This window comes from Actinoplanes flavus (assembly GCF_017592555.1).
In the GTDB taxonomy this organism is placed as follows: domain Bacteria; phylum Actinomycetota; class Actinomycetes; order Mycobacteriales; family Micromonosporaceae; genus Actinoplanes; species Actinoplanes flavus.
The window spans coordinates 117,196-135,056 of the sequence record NZ_JAGFNS010000001.1 but is presented as its reverse complement, the minus strand read 5'-3'; the positions used below and the strand labels follow the sequence as shown (position 1 = coordinate 135,056).

Below are 17,861 nucleotides of genomic sequence, written 5' to 3'. Positions count from 1 at the left end.
CCGGGGAAAGCGGTGCACGACGGCGGGGAAAGGCGGGCCCCTAAAGGTCCGTTAACCGGTGGGAATGAGACGGTACCGGACCGACGTAACCGTGGCCGGGGGGAACCCGCCGAGCCTTCGCCGGGGGCCGGCCGGGCGGGCCGGAAAGGGTATCCGGTGGCGGGCGGAGACCGGAAAACGGGGGCCGGCCCATCCGTACGGGAAAGCGCCCGCCCGGGAAATGGCCGAGGATTCCACGCGTGGCCGGTGTGCGGCGCCCGTACCGATCAGACGGCTATCTGCTGGGTGCCGCGCAGCCAGGCCAGAACCTCGGTGGGGCCGAGCGGGCTGGAGAACAGGTAGCCCTGGCCGAGCGGGCAGCCGAGGCGGATCAGCACCTCGCGGTGGGTGGGGCTCTCGATGCCCTCGGCGATCACCGTGAGGCCGAGCGAGTGCGCCAGGCTCACGATGCCGCTGACCAGAGCCATCGGCTGCGGGCTCGAGACCATGTCGTCGATGAACGTCTTGTCGATCTTGATGATGTCGATCGGGCGCTGGCGCAGGTAGCCGAGCGACGAGTAGCCGGTGCCGAAGTCGTCGATGGCGATCCTCACGCCCATCTCCCGCAGCGCGCCCAGATCGGTCCAGATCCGTTCGTCGTCCTTCACCAGCAGGGTCTCGGTGATCTCCAGCATCAGCCCGTGCGGCGGCACGCCGGTGTGGGTGAGCGCGGCCCGGACCTGTTCGACGAACCCGGACTCGCGGAACTGCCGGACCGAGACGTTGACGCTGACGTACGGGGCCTGGTCGGCCGGCAGGATGCGGCGCCACTCGGCGACCGTGCGCAGCGCCTCCTCCAGCACCCAGCGGCCCATCGGCAGGATCAGCCCGCTCTCCTCGGCGACCTCGATGAACTCCTCCGGCGTGACGACCCCGCGCTTCGGGTGGTGCCAGCGGACCAGCGCCTCGAACCCGACCGCCGTACCGCTGGGCAGGTCCACGATCGGCTGGTAGTGCAGCAGGAAGTGGCCCTCGTTGACGGCGTGGTCCAGCGCCGACCGCAGCTCCAGACGCTGCACCATCTCGTCGTGCAGGTGCGCCTGGTAGCGGCGCCACTGGTTCTTTCCGGCGCCCTTGGCCACGTACAGGGCCAGGTCGGCCTGGCGCAGCAGCTCGTCGGCGTCGTTGCCCTCGGGGGTGGTGGTGATGCCGATGCTGGCCGCCGCGTACAGGGGCTTGGCGTCGGTGGCGATCGGCTCGGCCAGGGCCGTGAAGATCCGGTTGGCGGTCTCCTCCACGGCGCCCGGGTCGTTGACGTTCTCCACCAGGGCGGCGAACTCGTCGCCACCGAGCCGGGCCGCGGTGTCGTCGGCCCGCAACGCCCCGGCGATCCGGTGCGCCACCGCGATCAGCAGCTGGTCGCCGACCGCGTGCCCGAGGGTGTCGTTCACGATCTTGAAGTCGTCCAGGTCGATGAAGAGCACGCCGATCACCGAGCCGTCCCGGGCGCTGCGGGCCGCCGCGTGCCGCAGCCGGTCGTTGAACAGCACCCGGTTCGCCAGACCGGTCATCGCGTCGTGGAACGCCTGATGGGTCAGCTCGTTCTGGAGGCGCCGCTGCTCGGTCACGTCCCGCATCGTGATGACCAGGGCGGACACCGTCGGGTCGGCCCGCAGGTCCCGGCATTGCAGTTCGAGCAGCACCTCGGTGCTGCGGTTGCCGCGCGCCCGGAAGTCCGGCTGCTCGTCCAGCTGCTGACCGCTGCGGACCGCGGTCAGCAGCTCGCCCAGCCGGTCCTGCTCGCCGGGGTGGATCACCTCGGACAGGAGGTAGCCGGTCGGGTCACCACCGAAGACGCCGATCGCGGACGGGCTGGCGTACCGGATCCGGTCCTGCTCGTCGACGATCGTGATCACGTCGGCGGTGTTCTGGACCAGGGTCCGGAAGTACCGTTCGCTGTTCTGCCGGGTCACCTCGTGCCCGAGGGCGATCCGTTCCAGGGCCAGCGCCACCTGCCCGGCCAGCACCTCGACCGACCGCTGCAACTCCAGCAGCGCCCAGGTCGGGGCGCCCACGTGCAGGACGCCGACCAGCGGGTCGCCGGCCGGCCGGTCCTTGAGCACCATGGGGCAGCGCAGGGTCCTGGTGAACTGGGTGAGGCGTACCGCCACCGCCCAGTCCACGTCCCGGGTGGTGACCAGGCGCGCGGCGGTGCCGGTGGCCCGGTCCACGGCGGCCTGCGCCACCGCCTCCGGCGACTGCGGCTCGGCCTGCGCGATCGCGATCGCCAGGACCACGCCGTGCGGCACGTCACCGGGGATGAGCTGGGCCACCGCGGTGCGTACGGCCCGGCCCACCGCCTCCACCTCGGCGGCCGACACCAGGGCCGCGGACGCCTCCCGCAGCGCCTGTTCCCGGGACATCGCCTTCCGGTGGTTCGCCATGATCCCGGCCATCCGGGCCAGCACCAGCGCCATCATCAGCGCGCTCAGCGCGGCCACCACGGTCAGGCCGGCGAACTCGCCGTCCCGGAACATCTTCACCAGCAGCACGGTCGGGGCCACCATGGCGGCCACCCCGAGCAGCGCCAGCCGGCCATGACTCGTCTCGGTGGGCGGCGACTCGGCCGGACGGGTCAGCTCCGCCATCGACGGGATCAGCGCCGCCAGGCCGGCCGCCGTGTAGAGGGCCAGATTCCCGTACCCGGAACCCCGGGCCACGTGGGCGGCGAGCAGCGCCACCACCCCGGCGCCCAGGATGTAGCCGGGCGCCACCAGACGGCCGGGCATGGTCGCCAGCCGGACCAGCAGGCCCAGGCAGAGCAGGTCGGCGACCGGCATGGCGATCTCGGTCCAGCCGGTCGCGACCGAGCCCTCCAGCCGCGGGCCGACCACGAAGGTCCAGATCAGCAGCGCCACGCCGGAGGTGACCATGAGCGCGTCGAGCAGTCCGGCCAGGTCCCGCGACGAGCTGGTTCGCCGGTCCACGAAGCCGGCCAGCGCCACCGCCAGGGCCGTGTAGCCGATCAGCAGGAGGGCCGTGCCGGCCGGTTCCAGCCAGGGCAGCCGGTCGGTGAGGAAGGCGGGGGCGCCGACGGCCGCGCCACCGAGCGCGGACAGGCCGACCGCGCCGGCCAGGACCCACCACGGGCGTACGTCGTCCGGTTGGCTGCGGCGGATGCCGAGGGTCAGCGCCGCCACCGCCGAGATCCCGGCGATCAGTTGGAGCGGAGCCCGCAGGTCCGGCTGCAGCCCGAAGGCCACGGCGAGGACCACCATCCAGGCGCCGAAGATGGTGGCCGGCCACCGTGTCGGCATCCCGCTCCCTCCGACGTTCTCCCCTGTCCTGATCGGCCCGGTCGCCGCGCCTCTGAGCGGCAACGGCACAATCGGAGGGTGCTTCTGGAGTTCGTCCACGCCCACACGGTCCTGGCGCCGGTCCCGTTCGTCCCCGAGGTCTCGCTCTACCAAGCCGAGGACTCGATCGCCCTCTGGGAGGCGACCGAGGCGGCCGGCACGCCGCAGCCACCGCCGTTCTGGGCGTTCGCCTGGGCCGGCGGGCAGGCGCTGGCCCGGCACATCCTGGACGAGCCCGACCTGGTCGCCGGGCGCAGTGTCCTCGACCTGGCCACCGGCTCCGGCCTGGTCGCGGTGGCCGCGGCGCGGGCCGGCGCGCGCCCGGTCGTGGCCAACGACATCGATCCGCTGTCGCTGGCCGCCGCGCGGGCCAACGCCGAGGCCAACGGCATGCCGGTGGAGACCGTCGAGGCCGACCTGTTGGACAGCGACGACCGGTACGGCGTCGTGCTGGCCGGCGACGTCTTCTACAGCCGGGAGATGGCCGGCCGGGTCCTGCCGTTCCTGCGCCGCGCCGCCGCCCGTGGTTCGCTGGTCCTGGTCGGCGATCCGGGCCGCGCCTACCTGCCGGAGGGCCTGATCCGCCGCGCCGAGTACGACGTCCCGGTGGTCGAGGACCTGGAGAGTGTCCCGATCCGCCGAACCACCGTCTGGCAGGTCACCACCTAGGCGACCTGGCCCAGCGTCCAGGCGCGGACGCCGCCGACGATGCCCGCCGTGTTCGGCACCACCACCACGTCGTCGCCCATCCGGGCCAGCTGTGCGGGCGTGATCAGGCGGGAGTTGCCGCCGCCCAGGTAGACCCGGTCCCACAGGAAGACCGGGCGCAGCCCCTCCACCACGTTGCGGACCCGGCGGGACCAGAGCGCGTCACCGAGGCGGCGGCGCTCGTGCTCGCCGATGTACGTGTCGTAGGACATCCCCCACCGCACCGGGGCCTGTGACATCTCCAGGTGCGGGGCCAGCTCACCACCGTCGAAGAGGGCACAGCCCAGCCCGGTGCCGAGGGTCAGGACCAGCTCGCAGCCGGTGCCCGCGACGACCCCGCAGCCGTGCACCTCGGCGTCGTTGAGCACCAGCGTGGGCAGCCCGAACGCCTCGGCCAGGGCGGTCCGCGCGTCGAACCCCCGCCACGCCTCGAACAGTTCCGGATCCACCCGGGTCCGCGGGCCGCTGCGGGTCACGTAGTGCGGTGTGGCCACCACCACGCCGTGCCGGATCATCCCGGGCATGCCGACCGTGACGCGATCCGCGTTCGGCAGCTGGTGGCCCAGATCGACGAGCGTCTTGACGAACAGGTCGGGCGACAGGGGATAGGGGGTGGGCACCCGGATGGGGTGTGCCCGCATGGTCCCGGCCTCGTCGAGGACCGAGCCCTTGATCCCGCCACCGCCGCAGTCGATCGTCAAGGTGAATGCCACCCGGCCAGTGTGCATGCGTGACACCTCCCCCGGTGGTGATTGTGCCGGGTGTCCGGTCAGCCCGCCTCCTCCGCCCAGACGCGCCAGTTGTCCAGAACGCCGTACAGCGCGGGGGTGAGCCAGCCGGGCGCGGACCGGCGGAAGACGCCGGGGTCCATCGATCCGGCGCCCGCCGGCAGGGCGCCCACCAGGTGCGGGACCAGCTCGCCCAGGTTGGCCCAGTGGACCAGCTCGGGCTCGGCCGGCCAGGCGCCGAGGATCACCCGGGCCGGGACGGCGCGACGGTTCAGCGCCTCCAGCGTGAGGGCCGTGTGGTTCAGCGTGCCGAGCCCGGCGCGGGCCACCACGATCATCCCGCAGCCCAGCGTGGTGGCCAGGTCGGCGAACGTCCACGCCTCCCCGGACGGGCGCACGCCCATCGGCACCAGGAGGCCGCCGGCGCCCTCGACCAGCACCAGGTCGTGTTTCTCCGCCTCGGCCCGGATCGCGTCGACCACGTCGAACAGGTCCAGCGGGGGCAGCCCGGCCACCTTGGCGGCGGCCAGCGGGGCGAGCGGTTCCGGGAACTCGGACAGGGTGCGCACGGTTTCCGGACCGGCCAGGCGGGTCACCACCTCGGCGTCGGTGGGCATGCCGGTGGCGATGCCGGTCTGACCGGGTTTGATCACGGCCACGCGAAGACCGGCGGCCTGGGCGGCGGCGGCCATCGCGGCGGTGGCGATGGTCTTGCCGACCTCGGTGTCGGTGCCGGTGACCAGCACGATGCCGCGCCACTCGTCGCTGTCGGCCCGGCTCGGCCGCGCCGCCTCCACCGGCTCGGCCGAGGCGGCCTCCGCGGGCTGGGCGAGAGGCTCGGCGGGTGAGGCGGGGGCCTCCGCGGGCCGGGCGGGAGGCTCGGCGGGTGAGGCGGGGGCCCCGGCGGGCTGGGCGGGGGGTTCGGTGGCGGGCTCCGCGGGCTGGGCGGGGGGCTCGGCCTCCGGTTCACCGGCGGGTTCGGCCGGGGTCACGCTCACGACCGGAGAGGGTACGGCGGCCGCGTGCCCGCCGCCGTGTGCCTGCAACGGGTCCGGGGCCGTCGTCACCGTCCGCCGGGCCGGACCGGTGGCGACCGGCAGGCCGTGGCCGCCACCGCGGTGCGGGGGGACCAGCGTGAGGTGGGTGGGACGGGACGCCTGAGGGGGGTCGGCGGTCATGGTGCGCACTCCAGGATCACGGTCAGGGCTCGGGCGAAGTCCGTCTCGGGGACGCCCGCGTTCACGGTCAGCCGCAGGCGCGAGCTGCCGTCCGGTGTCGACGGTGGCCGGAAGCAGCCGACCGCGACCCCACGGTCGCGGCAGTCGGCGGCCCACGCCACGGCGGCCTCCGGCCCGGGCGCCGGCACCGAGAGCACCCCGGCCGCCGGATCGCGGGCGGTCAGCCCGGCCTCCCGGAGCCGGGCCGCGATCCGGGCGCCGCGCTCGAACAGCACGGCCCGGCGGTCGTCGGCCTCCCGGGCGATGCCGACGGCGGCCAGCACCCCGGCCACCACGGCCGGTGGCGGCGCCGTGTCGTAGATGAAGCTGCGGCCCGTGTCGACCAGGTGGCGGACGAACGCCGCCGGCCCGGCCACCACGCCACCGGCGCCGCCGAGCGATTTGGAGAGTGTCGCCGTGACGATCACATCGGGCGCGCCGGCCAGCCCGGCGGCCGCGACCCCGCCCGCGCCGGACGGCCCGAGCAGGCCGAGGGCGTGCGCGTCGTCGACGATCAGCAGCGCGCCGTGGGCCGCGGTCACCTCGTGCAGGGCGGCGAGCGGGGCGAGATCGCCGTCGACCGAGAAGACGGATTCGGTCACCACGGCGGCCCGGCCCGGATGCGCTTCGAGGATCGCGGCGACGGCGGCCGGGTCGTTGTGCGGCGACACCCGCACCGGCAGACCGGAGATCCGGCAGCCGTCGATCAGGGAGGCGTGGTTGTAGGCGTCCGACACGACCAGGTCGCAGACCGCGCCGACGGCCCGGACCACGGCCAGGTTGGCCAGATAGCCGGAGGAGAAGAGCAGGGTGGACTCGGCGCCCAGCCAGCCGGCCAGCGCCTCCTCCAGCTCGGTGTGCGGGCCGGTGGAGCCACGGACCAGTCGGGAACCGGTGGCGCCGAGGCCGTACCCCTCGAGGGTCTGCCGCGCCGCGGCGATCACCCGGGGGTGGGCGGAGAGGCCGAGATAGTCGTTGCCGGCCAGATCGACGACGGTGTCGCCGGCGGCCCGCGGCCGCAACTGACGGGTGAGCCCCGCCTTGGCCCGCTCGCGGGCCAGGCTGTCCAGCGCCTCCAACCAGTCCGCCAAGACACCCCCAGTGATCACGAGAATGGGAAACTATCACCCAGCACCGACAGTCCTACCGGGCTGTGAACTCTGTAGGGTACGGGCATGTCTGACATCCTCGACCGGGCCAGGGCCCGGGTGCTCGACGAAGGTTCCGGCTTGGCCGAGGCGGACATTCTGGAGATTCTGCGCCTCCCCGACGAGGCGCTGCCGGAGTTGCTGCAGTTGGCCCACGACGTCCGGATGAAGTGGTGCGGCCCCGAGGTCGAGGTCGAGGGCATCGTCTCGCTGAAGACCGGCGGCTGTCCCGAGGACTGCCACTTCTGCTCCCAGTCGGGCCTGTTCGCGTCCCCCGTCCGGTCCGTCTGGCTGGACATTCCCTCCCTGGTGGAGGCCGCGAAGCAGACCGCCGCCACCGGCGCGAGCGAGTTCTGCATCGTGGCCGCCGTCCGCGGGCCGGACAAGCGGCTCATGGAGCAGATGCGCGCCGGCGTCGCGGCCATCCGGGAGGCGGTCGACATCCAGGTCGCCGCCAGCCTCGGCATGCTCAGCCAGGAGCAGGTCGACGACCTGGTGGACATGGGCGTGCACCGCTACAACCACAATCTGGAGACCTGCCGGTCCTACTTCCCCAACGTGGTGACCACCCATTCGTGGGAGGAGCGGTGGGAGACGCTGAGGATGGTTCGCGAATCCGGCATGGAGGTCTGCTGCGGCGGCATCCTCGGGCTGGGCGAGACCGTCGAGCAGCGCGCCGAGTTCGCCGCCCAGCTCGCCGAGCTGGACCCGCACGAGGTGCCGCTGAACTTCCTGAACCCGCGGCCCGGCACCCCGCTGGGCGACCGGCCGGTGGTGGACGGCAAGGACGCGCTGCGCGCGATCGCCGCCTTCCGGCTGGCGATGCCCAAGACCATCCTCCGGTACGCCGGGGGCCGGGAGATCACCCTCGGCGACCTGGGCACCCGGGACGGCCTGCTCGGCGGCATCAACGCGGTGATCGTCGGCAACTACCTCACCACGCTGGGCCGCCCGGCGACCGCCGACCTGGAGCTGCTGGCCGACCTGAAGATGCCGGTCAAGTCCCTGTCGGCGACGTTCTGATGTTCTGCGACCGGTGCGGGCTGCCGGCGGCCGACGGTGATCACATGGCTTGCGCGGCGGCTCGTGCGCTGGAACCGCCGCGTTTCTGCCCGGAGTGCCGCCGCCGGATGAAGGTGCAGGTCGTCCCCACCGGCTGGACCGCCACCTGTGTGGAGCACGGCCTCCGCACGGGCTAGGCCGACGGCGCCGGAGTCTCCCGGGCGGCCGGCATCGTGACGCTGACCATCGCGCCGTCGCGCTCGACGGCGTGCGCCCCGAGCCGCCGCAGCGTGCGCAGCATCGCCACGTTGTCGCTCGGAGTGTGCGCCACCACCGCGCCGAGGCCGGCCCGCTCGGCGTGCGCGCGTAGCCGGCGCAGCAGGACGGTGCCCAGGCCGCGGCGCTGCCAGTCGTCCTCCACCAGGACGGTGGCCTCACCGAGGTCGCCCTCGACGAGCAGGGTCGCCATCGCCGCCACCGACCCGCCCGGCGCCACCGCCAGCAGGGTGACCCCGCGGGACGGCTCCAGGAGGCGGCGCAGCCGGGCCTCACCGGGGACCCCGCCCGGGTAGCGGTGGCGCAGCGTGGCCGGCGAGCACTCCTCGTGCAGGTCGCGGACGGCGGGCAGATCGTCCGGCCCGGCCGGGCGGAGCACCAGCTCGGAGCCGTCCGGCAGGAGCAGGGAAACCTGCTCCCGCTGCAACCGGTGGACCGAGGCGGCGACCTCGACCAGCGCCTGCGCCCGGGCGAACTCGGCCGGGGTGAAGGCGGGCAGCGCCCGGAGCACCTCCAGGCAGCCGCCGGCCGGGTCGATCAGCGTCATCCGGCCGCCGTGGAAGCCGGGCCCGTCGGAGGCGGACGCCGGCCGCCAGCGCACGTCGGTGGCGTCCAGCAGGGCGACCAGGGACTCGCCGAGGGAATCCGGCTCGTGCACCAGGCGCCCGGCCAGCGCCAGGCCGCGGGTCGGCTGGTCGGCCAGGCCCTCCGCCTCGGCCCGGCCGACGAACGCGTCCCGCCCGCGGCCCTTGACCACCGCCGCCATCAGGTCGGCCTCGGTGAGCGTGTCCGGCGCGTCCACCAGGAAGTCGTCGACCGCGCCCTCCTCGGTGGTGTGCACCTGGACGGCGAGAATGTTCACCGACCGCAGAGCCAGGCTCGCGGTCAGCACCGAGAGGTAGCCGGGACGGTCGTCGACCGTGGCCCTGATCCGCCACAACGCCATGCGGGCACTCCTTTCCTCCGCCCTCAAGAGTGCACCGGCGTTGTTGCGCGAATATTGCCTTCACCAGGGGTTACCGGGTCAGGAGCATCACACCGGGGTGGCTCCGGCGGGCGCGCCGACGGCGTCCAGACGGTCGCCGAGGATGACCGCGGCGGCCCTCACCAACTGGGCGACCCGGTCCACCTCGGTCACGTGGAAGGCGGCGGCGGGCAGGTCCTCGTCGTCGGCACGGGCGACGACCAGAACCAGCCCGGCCCGGCCGAAGGGTGCCACCGCGTACCGTGCGCCGCCCGGCTCGGCCATCGGCCGGGCCCGCAGCGGGGTGACCTCGGGCAGGTGCAGCGGGGACGGGGCACGCCAGCTCGCGTAGACCGACCGCGGCTCGCTGCCGCCGCCGGCGCCGCTGCGGGCCGCCCAGTCGGCCGGCACCACGGCGGCCGCGGCCCAGTCGGCGGCCAGCAGGCCGGGCACCGCGTCGACCAGGGTGGCCAGGCCGTCCACCGGGTTCGCCGCGACCTGGGCGAGCAGTTCGGCGTCGTGGCCGCCGTTGACCGGGGCTCCTATCGCCTTCCACACGCCGTCGACCTGCACACCGGGGATCGCGGCGAGACCGGCGAGGAGGCGCTCGACGCGGGTGGCGCCCGGCCACACCACGGTGAAGTCGTCGACGGCGCGGCCGCCGAGCCGTTCCAGCACCACCACCTGGACGATGTCCGCGCCGGCCACCCCGAGGGTGCGCGCGACCTGGCCCAGAGCGCCGGGACGGTCCGGCAGAGTGACTCGAACCCGCAGCAACATGAAACTCCTCCCGTCGCGACGGCCGGTGGCGCCGTCCTGCGATCAACACCTTGCACATTCGGCGTTTCGGACCCGTTGCACGGCCGTGTCCCGGCCGTCAAGCTGCAGCTTTATGTCCGGAATCACAACGTCAGAGTAGGAGTTCGCGATGTTCGGAGAACCGCGCCGGTCGGGTGTCGGACAGTGCCGTAGGGTCGGCACATGATCTGCGCAGCCTGCCGGCAGCGGCGGCACGACGACTGCCGCGGCGGTTCGTGGTGCGACTGCCAGCACCGCGAGCCCGAGCCGACCCCGCCGGTCACCGGTCCGCCCGGTCCGTGAATCTCGACCCCGCGGCGCTCGTCGCCCACTATCCGCGTGCCGGGCGGCCGGTCCTCCGGGTGAACTTCATCGCCAGCGCCGACGGCGCGGTCACCGTCGACGGACTCTCCGCCGGCCTGCAAGGGCCCGGTGACAAGGAGGTCTTCGACACCCTGCGGATGGTCTGCGACGCCCTCGTGGTGGCGGCCGGCACGATCCGCGCCGAGGGCTACGACGCCCTGCGGCTGACCCCGTCCGCGCGGGCCTGGCGGGTCGCGCACGGGCTGCCCGAGTTCCCGCTCATGGTGATCGTCTCCGGCTCCCTCGACCTGGACCCCGCGCAGTTGGTCTTCTCGGACGCCCCGATTCCGCCGATCGTGCTGACCCACCGGGCCGCCCCCGATTCGCCGGTCCGCGCGGTCGCCGAAATCATCCCCACGGGTGACACCGAGGTCGACCTCGCGGCCGGGCTGCGGCTGCTGCACGAGCGCGGCGCGACCCAGGTGCTCTGCGAGGGCGGGCCGGGGCTGCTGGGCGCGATGATCGCCGCCGATCTGGTCGACGAGCTGTGTCTCACGGTCGCTCCGTTGCTGGTCGGCGGCCCGGCGGGCCGCATCGCGCACGGACCGCCGTCGCCGCCTCGGCGGATGTCGCTGCGGCACGCGCTCGTCCACGGGGACATGCTTTTTCTGAGGTACGCCCGGAGCGCCTGATTCGTGGAATCAAGATCTTGTGCATAACTCGGTGGATGGACCCCACAAGTTGTGGACAGCCGAGGGCGCGGGCATTTTGTCGTACCGCTGAGGCACGATGATCGACGTGTCTGACGAAACTTCCTCCGTCGGCCGCGTGCTGGGCACCGCGGACGCCACCCCCCTGCAGTTCTGGACGGCCGTGACCCCCGGCAGCTACCTCCAGCTCGACGACGTCGTGGTGACCCGCCGTGACCTGCCGGACCGCGAGCCGGTGACGATCGCCGGGGTGGTCACCCAGGTGCGCGCCCGGCACGAGGGGGCCCAGTTCGACTCGGACGTGTTCGCCATCGCCGACGGCACCCTGCCCGCGATGGTGCAGGAGGCCGCCGAGATCACCACCACCCGCGTCGACCCGGAGCTCTACGTCCCGCCCGCCCCCGGCGCGGTGGTGCACCGGGCCAGCGGCGACGCCCGCGACGCCGCGCTGCACTTCGACCGGATGGAGCGGCGGGTCCCGATGGGCACCGGGCGTGACGGGGTCCCGGTCTTCCTGAACGCCGACTTCCTCGACGGCACCCGCGGCGCGCACGTGTCGATCTCCGGCATCTCCGGCGTGGCCACCAAGACCAGTTTCGCCACGTTCCTGCTCTACTCGGTGTTCCGGTCCGGTCAGCTGGGCGCCGACGGGACGAACGCGCGGGCGCTGATCTTCAACGTCAAGGGTGAGGACCTGCTCTTCCTGGACCATCCGAACACGAAGCTGGACGACGCGACCCGCTCGGCGTACGCGCTTCTCGGTCTGCCCGCCGCGCCGTTCCCGGACGTCCGGGTCTACGCCCCGCCGCGCGCCGGCGACTCGTCCGGAGCGCCGGACGTGGCCAGCCGCCTCACCGGTGTCGACGCGTTCTACTGGACGCTGGCCGAGTTCTGCGAGAAGAAGCTCCTTCCGTACGTGTTCGCCGACGCCGACGACGAGCGCCAGCAGTACACGATGGTGGTCCACTCGGTCACCGCCCACCTGGCCCGGTACGCGGTCCCGGCGGAGGGCGGCATCAGCATCGACGGGCAGCGGATCAGCTCGTACCAGGATCTCGTGGACCACGTCGTCGAGCAGCTCACCGACGACGAGACCCGCTCGACCTGGGCCGGCAGCGCGGTCAACATGGGCACGGTCAACGCCTTCGCCCGCCGGCTGATCGGCAGCAAGCGGGACCTGTCCCGGCTGATCCGCGGCGACCTGGCGCAGCGCCGCCCGCACCAGATCAAGACCGCGGACAGCGCCCAGGTCACCGTGGTCGACCTGCACAACCTGCCGGACCGGGCACAGCGGTTCGTGGTCGGCGTGACGCTGAAGACCGAGTTCGAGGAGAAGGAGAAGGCCGGCACCGGCCGCCCGCTGCTCTTCGTGGTCCTCGACGAGCTGAACAAGTACGCCCCTCGCGAGGGCTCCTCCCCGATCAAGGAGGTGCTGCTCGACATCGCCGAGCGTGGCCGCTCGCTCGGCGTGATCCTGATCGGCGCCCAGCAGACCGCGAGCGAGGTGGAGCGGCGGATCGTGACGAACTCGGCGATCCGGGTGGTGGGCCGGCTCGATCCGGCCGAGGCGTCCCGCCCGGAGTACGGTTTCCTGCCCCCGGCCATGCGCCAGCGCGCCCTGCTGGCCCGGCCCGGCACGATGTTCGTCAACCAGCCGGACATCCCGGTCCCGCTCTGCGTCGAGTTCCCGTTCCCGGCGTGGGCCACCCGCAAGTCGGAGTCGGGGCCGCCGCCGGCCGAGACGTTGCGGTCGATCGTACAGGGCGCCGACCCGTTCGCGGTGATAGGCGGGCGACCAGGGGCCGACGACGACATTCCGTTCTAGGGATCGGACTAGGGTTCAGCGATGCGCATCCTGCACACCTCCGACTGGCACGTCGGGAAGGTTCTCAAGGGCCGCGACCGTCGTGACGAGCATCGCCGGGTGCTCGCCCAGGTGATCGAGATCGCCCAGGCCGAGAAACCCGACCTGGTGATCGTGGCGGGCGATCTCTACGACACGGCGGCGCCGACGGCTGACGCCACCAAGCTGGTGACCCGCGCGCTCTCCGCCCTGCGCCGGACCGGCGCCCGGGTGGTGGCGATCGGCGGCAACCACGACAACGGGGCGGCTCTCGACGCGCTGCGCCCGTGGGCCGACGCCGCCGGGATCGAGCTGCGCGGGTCGTACCCCCAAGGTGATCTGAACGATCTTCTGATCGAGGGCGTCACCGAGGGCGGTGAGCGGTGGCGGCTGGTCGCCCTGCCGTTCCTCTCCCAGCGGTACGCGATCCGCGCCGCCGAGATGTACGACCTGACCGCCGCCGAGGCCAACCAGACCTACGCGGACCTGGTGGCCCGGCTGATCGCCAAGCTCAGTGAGCCGTTCGCCGAGCCGGGCGTGGTCAACCTGCTGACCGCCCACCTGACGATCGTCGGGGCGAGCACCGGCGGCGGCGAGCGTGAGGCGCACACCGTGATGGGTTACGCGGTGCCGGCCACGGTCTTCCCGCCGAACGCGCACTACGTCGCGCTCGGTCACCTGCACCGGACCCAGTCGGTGATCTCACCGTGCCCCACCCGCTATTCGGGCAGCCCGCTCGCCGTCGACTTCGGCGAGGAGGAGAACGTCTGCTCGGTGGCGGTCGTCGACGTCTCCTGCGACAAGGCGGCCCAGGTCCGGGACGTGCCGGTCACCTCGGCGCTCACCCTACGGACCGTGCGCGGCACCCTGGAGCAGCTCGCCACGGTGAACCTTCCGGACGCCTGGTTGCGTGTCCTGGTCCGGGAGGCGCCACGGCCCGGCCTCCGGGAGGACGTGCAGGAGCTGCTGCCCAACGCGCTGGAGGTGCGCATCGACCCGGACATGCTGCCGAGCCGGTCGGGGGCGCGGTCGGCGGAGCGGGCCGGCCGTTCCCCACGTGAGCTGTTCGGCGACTACCTGGACAGTCGCGGCAACGCCGAGGAGGGCGTCCGCGAGCTCTTCGACCAGCTGTACGACGAGGTGAGCAGCAACCAATGAGGCCATTAAGGCTGGACATGGCCGGATTCACGGTGTTCCGTGACCAGACCACCGTGGACTTCACCGACGCCGACTACTTCGCCCTGGTCGGCCCGACCGGTTCGGGCAAGTCGACGGTGCTGGACGCGATCTGTTTCGCCCTCTACGGCACGGTTCCCCGGTGGGGCGGCGTCCGGGGCATCGGCAACGCGCTGGCCCCGTCGGCGGCCGAGGCCCGGGTGCGACTGGTCTTCGAGTCGGCGAACAACCGGTTCGTGGCGACCCGGGTGGTCCGGCGGGACGGCCGGGGCAACGTGAAGACGGCGGGAGCCGGGCTGCAGCTGATGCCGCCCGGCTTCGACGTCACCAAGCTCGACACCGGCATGGACCTGGCCGACCTCGGTGAGGTGCTGGCCGGCACCCCGGCCGAGATGGACGCCGCGGTGCTGGAGGCGGTCGGCCTGCCGTACGAGCAGTTCACCAGCTGTGTGGTGCTGCCGCAGGGCCAGTTCGCCGACTTCCTGCACGCCAAGCCGGCCACCCGCCAGCAGATCCTGGTCAACCTGCTGGGCCTGCACGTCTACGAGGAGGTGCAGGTCAAGGCGACCGAGCGGGGCCGTGCCGCGGAGGCGAAGCTGACCGTGGTCGAGCAGCAGCTCGGCACCCTGGAGGACGCCACCGACGCCTCGGTCGAGGCGGCCGCCGCGGAGCTCGCGCGGATGCGGGAGCTGACCGCCGCCGTGGAGGCGGCCGTGCCGGGGCTGCGGACCGCCCGGGAGGCGGAGACCGCCGCCGCCGGGGCGCGGGACGCGCTCGACGCCGAGCTGGCCGCTCTGGGCGCGGTCCGGGTGCCGGACGGTCTGACCGAGGTGTCCGGCGCGATCGCCGCGGCCCGCGAGGCCGCCACCCGTGCGGCCGACGAGGTGCACGCCGCCGAGGAGGCGGAGGAGAAGATCCGCGGCGAGCTGGCCGCGGCCGGCGATCCGGGCCGCCTGCGGGTGGCCCTCGACCGGCACACCGAGCTGGCCCGCCTGATCGAGCAGGAGGAGTGGTTCGCCGGCAAGGTGTCGGTCGCCGAGGTCGAGCACCGGGACGCGGTCGCCGCCGCCGATCTGGCGCACGCCCACCACGTCGGCGCCCAGCAGCTTCTGGAGCAGGCCCGGCAGGACTACCGGGACGCCCAGCAGCGGGACCGGGCGGCCGCCCTGCGCGGCCACCTGACCTCCGGCGACGCCTGCCCGGTCTGCGAGCAGACGGTGACCGAGGTGCCGGAGGTGCCCGGGGAGTCGGCGGTGCGGATCGCCGAGGCGGCCGGCAACGCCGCCAAGGAGGAGGCGGAGAAGGCGACCGCCCGGTGGCGTGAGCGGGACGCGGTGGCCCGCAACGTGGCGAACGATCTGGAGCGCAAGCGCGGCCAGTACGAGCATCACCTGACCCGCCTGGCCGAGGTGCGCCGGGCGGTGGAGGGCCTGCCCGGGGTGGAGGCGCTCCAGCAGCGGCTGGCCGAGCTGGGCGAGCTGCAACGGCGCCTGGAGGACGCGGCCACCGCGGTCCGCGCCGCCCGGGACGGGCACCGGAGGGCCCAGGCGCTGGTCCGGACGGCGGAGGAGCAGCAGCGGGCGGTCTGGCAGCGGTTCGACGCGACCCGCGACGGCCTGGCCCGCTTCGTGCCGCCGCCGGCCGACCGGGACGACCTGGCGGGCGCCTGGCGGGCCCTGGTCGACTGGGCGGCCGCCGAGCACGGTCGGCGGCGGGCCGCCCGGGAGGAGGCGGAGGTGGCCGTCCAGGCCGCCCGCGCCTCGACGGTCCGGGTGCACGAGTCGATCGTGGAGCTGTTCACCGCGGCCGGGGCGACGGCGCCGGCCGGGCAGGTGGGGGAATCGGGGCTGATCCGGGCCGCCGCGGTGGCGGCGGAGCGGGCCGGCGCGGCGTGGGAGCGGGCCACCGAACGGCGTGAGCAGGCCCGGGCCGCCGCCGAGCAGCGGGGTGCGCTGCAGCGGGAGAGCCGGGTGGCGAAGTCGCTGTCCGGGCACCTGCGGGCCAACAACTTCGAGCGCTGGCTGCTGGAGGAGGCCCTCGACCTGCTGGTCGACGGCGCCTCCCGGATCCTGCGGGAGCTCACCGGCGGCCAGTACGAGCTGATGCACGAGAAGGGCGAGTTCTACGTCGTGGACCACCACGACGCGGGGCTGCGGCGCGGCGTGCGGACGCTCTCCGGCGGCGAGACGTTCCAGGCCTCGCTGGCCCTGGCGCTGGCCCTCTCCGAGCAGCTCGCCGGGATGAGCACCACGGCGGCCAGCCTGGAGTCGATCGTCCTGGACGAGGGCTTCGGCACGCTGGACGCGGCCACGCTCGACGTGGTCGCCGCGACCCTGGAGAACCTGGCGGCCCGCGGCGACCGGATGGTCGGCCTGGTGACCCACGTGCACGCGCTGGCCGAGCGGGTGCCGGTCCGGTTCGAGGTGCGCAAGGACGCGCGTACCGCCCATGTCGAGAGGGTCGGCCTGTGACCAGAGTGTTCGTCGACGCGTGGGACCCGTCCTACGGCGCGTCGTTCGAGGGAGGCGAGGGCGGCGACGGGCCGGGGTCGTCCAGCAGCGCCCAGGTGGACGTCGAGGTCGAGGTGCCGGCCGCCGAGTGGGCGCCGATCGACGTGTCGGCCGGCGCCCGGGTGCCGGACGTGGTGTTCCTGGTCGACGGGGTGCGGCGCAACGACGCCCAGGTGTGGACGGCGGAGGACGACGGCACCTCGTACGCCGGGCTGGCCGCCTCGTTCGCGGCCGGCGTGGTGCGCTGCGACCTGGCCCGCGGGGCGGCCGAGCTGGCCGTCGCCCGGGTGAGCCGGGGCCTGTTCACCGCCAGCCCGTCGCTCGGCGACGTCCGCGCCGGGACGGTGCGCTACGAGGTGCACCGGGTCAGCGGCCCCGGCGAGGCCAGCAAACTGCCGGCCGCCGTGCAGGGGCCGCTCACCGCGCTGGAGATCGAGATCTCGTCGGCCGCGCGGGACAGCGGCTCGGACGGGACCGATCTGTTGATCGTGGACGGTCCGCTGCGCAACCGGCGGCAGCTGCCCCGCACCATCGGGTACGTGAAAACCCAGCAGAAGCACTATCTGCCGGCCGCGCAGGAGGCGATCGTGCCCCGGCTGCGGCCCGGCCAGCGGACCCCGGTCTTCCAGATCGGCACGGTCTGGGGCGGCTGGTCGTGGTATTTGAGGTTGCCCGGGTCGTCGGGCGCGCCGTGGTCCGGGATCGTCCGCGTGGAGTGTTCGCCCGAGCTGTCCCCGGAGCAGGCGATCGAACTGGCCGAGGTGTCGCTCGCGACGCTGCCGCGGTTCGCCTCGTCGGCGTACAAGGATCCCCGGGCGCCCCAGAACCTGGTGCCGATCGCGGGCCTGGAGCGCCGTCTGCGGGGCATGCTCGGCGATGCCCGGGTGCTGCACCGCGCGCTGGCCCGCGACTCGGCACGGGCGTTCTGAGGGGCCGTGCCCACCTGCTGGGCGCGCGGTCTCAGAACCGATCCCAGCGTCTCACTGAGTGGGACATTGATCCGGGCGCCGGAGCGGGGTTCGCCCCGCCGGCACCGGCGCTCGCCGCCGAGGTCGGTGACCGGCTGTCGCGTGGCGTGCGAATTCGGGCACGTTCTACCGCCCGATCAGGGGGATCGAAAATTGGGAGCGCTCCCGCACGGGT

At 73.6% G+C, this 17,861-nt stretch carries 14 protein-coding genes; 8 read left to right on the top strand and 6 right to left on the bottom strand.

Annotated elements, in window-relative coordinates; genetic code table 11:
• Positions 1-266: 266 nt before the first annotated feature.
• Positions 267-3,296, bottom strand: coding sequence for a putative bifunctional diguanylate cyclase/phosphodiesterase (locus J5X75_RS00625; protein WP_208465138.1), 3,030 nt, complete (start codon positions 3,294-3,296; stop codon positions 267-269).
• Positions 3,297-3,374: 78 nt separating this feature from the next.
• On the opposite strand from J5X75_RS00625, the gene J5X75_RS00620 reads away from it, so the two are divergent.
• On the top strand, positions 3,375-4,004 hold the full coding sequence (locus J5X75_RS00620; protein ID WP_208465137.1) for a class I SAM-dependent methyltransferase: 630 nt from the start codon (positions 3,375-3,377) through the stop codon (positions 4,002-4,004).
• On the opposite strand, the gene J5X75_RS00615 is transcribed toward J5X75_RS00620, so the two are convergent.
• The 3 genes from J5X75_RS00615 to J5X75_RS00605 all read right to left on the bottom strand — a co-directional run bounded on the left by J5X75_RS00615 (position 4,001) and on the right by J5X75_RS00605 (position 7,079).
• Positions 4,001-4,756 (bottom strand): ROK family protein, encoded by a 756-nt coding sequence (locus tag J5X75_RS00615; protein WP_188119290.1) that lies wholly within the window; start codon positions 4,754-4,756, stop codon positions 4,001-4,003. The genes J5X75_RS00620 and J5X75_RS00615 overlap by 4 nt on opposite strands.
• A gap of 56 nt (positions 4,757-4,812) precedes the next feature.
• Complete coding sequence (gene bioD, locus J5X75_RS00610; RefSeq protein ID WP_208465663.1) at positions 4,813-5,568, bottom strand: dethiobiotin synthase; 756 nt, start codon at positions 5,566-5,568, stop codon at positions 4,813-4,815.
• Positions 5,569-5,945: 377 nt separating this feature from the next.
• Entirely contained in the window at positions 5,946-7,079 is a 1,134-nt protein-coding gene (locus tag J5X75_RS00605; RefSeq protein ID WP_208465136.1) for an 8-amino-7-oxononanoate synthase, read from the bottom strand.
• 84 nt (positions 7,080-7,163) lie between these two features.
• Between J5X75_RS00605 and bioB the strand changes: the two genes are divergently transcribed.
• Both bioB and bsaP read left to right on the top strand, forming a co-directional pair.
• Positions 7,164-8,159, top strand: a complete 996-nt coding sequence (gene bioB, locus J5X75_RS00600; RefSeq protein WP_208465135.1) for a biotin synthase BioB — start codon at positions 7,164-7,166, stop codon at positions 8,157-8,159.
• Positions 8,159-8,335, top strand: a complete 177-nt coding sequence (gene bsaP / locus J5X75_RS46530) for a biotin synthase auxiliary protein BsaP (protein ID WP_443607005.1) — start codon at positions 8,159-8,161, stop codon at positions 8,333-8,335. Before bioB ends, bsaP begins: the two co-directional genes overlap by 1 nt.
• Here bsaP and J5X75_RS00595 read toward each other — a convergent pair.
• Positions 8,332-9,360, bottom strand: a complete 1,029-nt coding sequence (locus tag J5X75_RS00595) for a GNAT family N-acetyltransferase (protein WP_208465134.1) — start codon at positions 9,358-9,360, stop codon at positions 8,332-8,334. The two genes, bsaP and J5X75_RS00595, sit on opposite strands and share 4 nt — an antisense overlap.
• 87 nt (positions 9,361-9,447) lie before the next feature.
• Positions 9,448-10,158 (bottom strand): ACT domain-containing protein, encoded by a 711-nt coding sequence (locus J5X75_RS00590; protein ID WP_208465132.1) that lies wholly within the window; start codon positions 10,156-10,158, stop codon positions 9,448-9,450.
• 317 nt (positions 10,159-10,475) lie between these two features.
• Between J5X75_RS00590 and J5X75_RS00585 the strand changes: the two genes are divergently transcribed.
• The 5 genes from J5X75_RS00585 to J5X75_RS00565 all read left to right on the top strand — a co-directional run bounded on the left by J5X75_RS00585 (position 10,476) and on the right by J5X75_RS00565 (position 17,647).
• Positions 10,476-11,171 carry a pyrimidine reductase family protein gene (locus tag J5X75_RS00585; RefSeq protein WP_307797875.1) on the top strand — a complete coding sequence of 232 codons (696 nt, stop codon included), beginning with the start codon at positions 10,476-10,478 and terminating at the stop codon, positions 11,169-11,171.
• Positions 11,172-11,268: 97 nt separating this feature from the next.
• Complete coding sequence (locus J5X75_RS00580) at positions 11,269-13,014, top strand: ATP-binding protein (RefSeq protein ID WP_208465131.1); 1,746 nt, start codon at positions 11,269-11,271, stop codon at positions 13,012-13,014.
• A 21-nt stretch (positions 13,015-13,035) separates the two neighbouring features.
• Positions 13,036-14,190 carry an exonuclease SbcCD subunit D gene (locus J5X75_RS00575; protein ID WP_208465130.1) on the top strand — a complete coding sequence of 385 codons (1,155 nt, stop codon included), beginning with the start codon at positions 13,036-13,038 and terminating at the stop codon, positions 14,188-14,190.
• Entirely contained in the window at positions 14,187-16,679 is a 2,493-nt protein-coding gene (locus J5X75_RS00570; RefSeq protein WP_208465129.1) for an AAA family ATPase, read from the top strand. The genes J5X75_RS00575 and J5X75_RS00570 overlap by 4 nt, the downstream gene beginning before the upstream one ends.
• Positions 16,676-17,647: a hypothetical protein gene (locus J5X75_RS00565; protein WP_208465128.1), complete on the top strand. Its 972-nt coding sequence runs from the start codon at positions 16,676-16,678 to the stop codon at positions 17,645-17,647. Before J5X75_RS00570 ends, J5X75_RS00565 begins: the two co-directional genes overlap by 4 nt.
• Positions 17,648-17,861: the final 214 nt, after the last annotated feature.

Excerpts from the sequence above, each read along its gene's own strand:
- bioB (WP_208465135.1), top strand. The coding sequence starts at position 7,164 with ATGTCTGACATCCTCGACCGGGCCAGGGCCCGGGTGCTCGACGAAGGT.
- J5X75_RS00580 (WP_208465131.1), top strand. The coding sequence starts at position 11,269 with ATGATCGACGTGTCTGACGAAACTTCCTCCGTCGGCCGCGTGCTGGGC.
- bsaP (WP_443607005.1), top strand. The coding sequence starts at position 8,159 with ATGTTCTGCGACCGGTGCGGGCTGCCGGCGGCCGACGGTGATCACATG.
- J5X75_RS00570 (WP_208465129.1), top strand. The coding sequence starts at position 14,187 with ATGAGGCCATTAAGGCTGGACATGGCCGGATTCACGGTGTTCCGTGAC.
- J5X75_RS00595 (WP_208465134.1), bottom strand. The coding sequence starts at position 9,360 with ATGGCGTTGTGGCGGATCAGGGCCACGGTCGACGACCGTCCCGGCTAC.
- J5X75_RS00625 (WP_208465138.1), bottom strand. The coding sequence starts at position 3,296 with ATGCCGACACGGTGGCCGGCCACCATCTTCGGCGCCTGGATGGTGGTC.
- J5X75_RS00590 (WP_208465132.1), bottom strand. The coding sequence starts at position 10,158 with ATGTTGCTGCGGGTTCGAGTCACTCTGCCGGACCGTCCCGGCGCTCTG.
- J5X75_RS00575 (WP_208465130.1), top strand. The coding sequence starts at position 13,036 with ATGCGCATCCTGCACACCTCCGACTGGCACGTCGGGAAGGTTCTCAAG.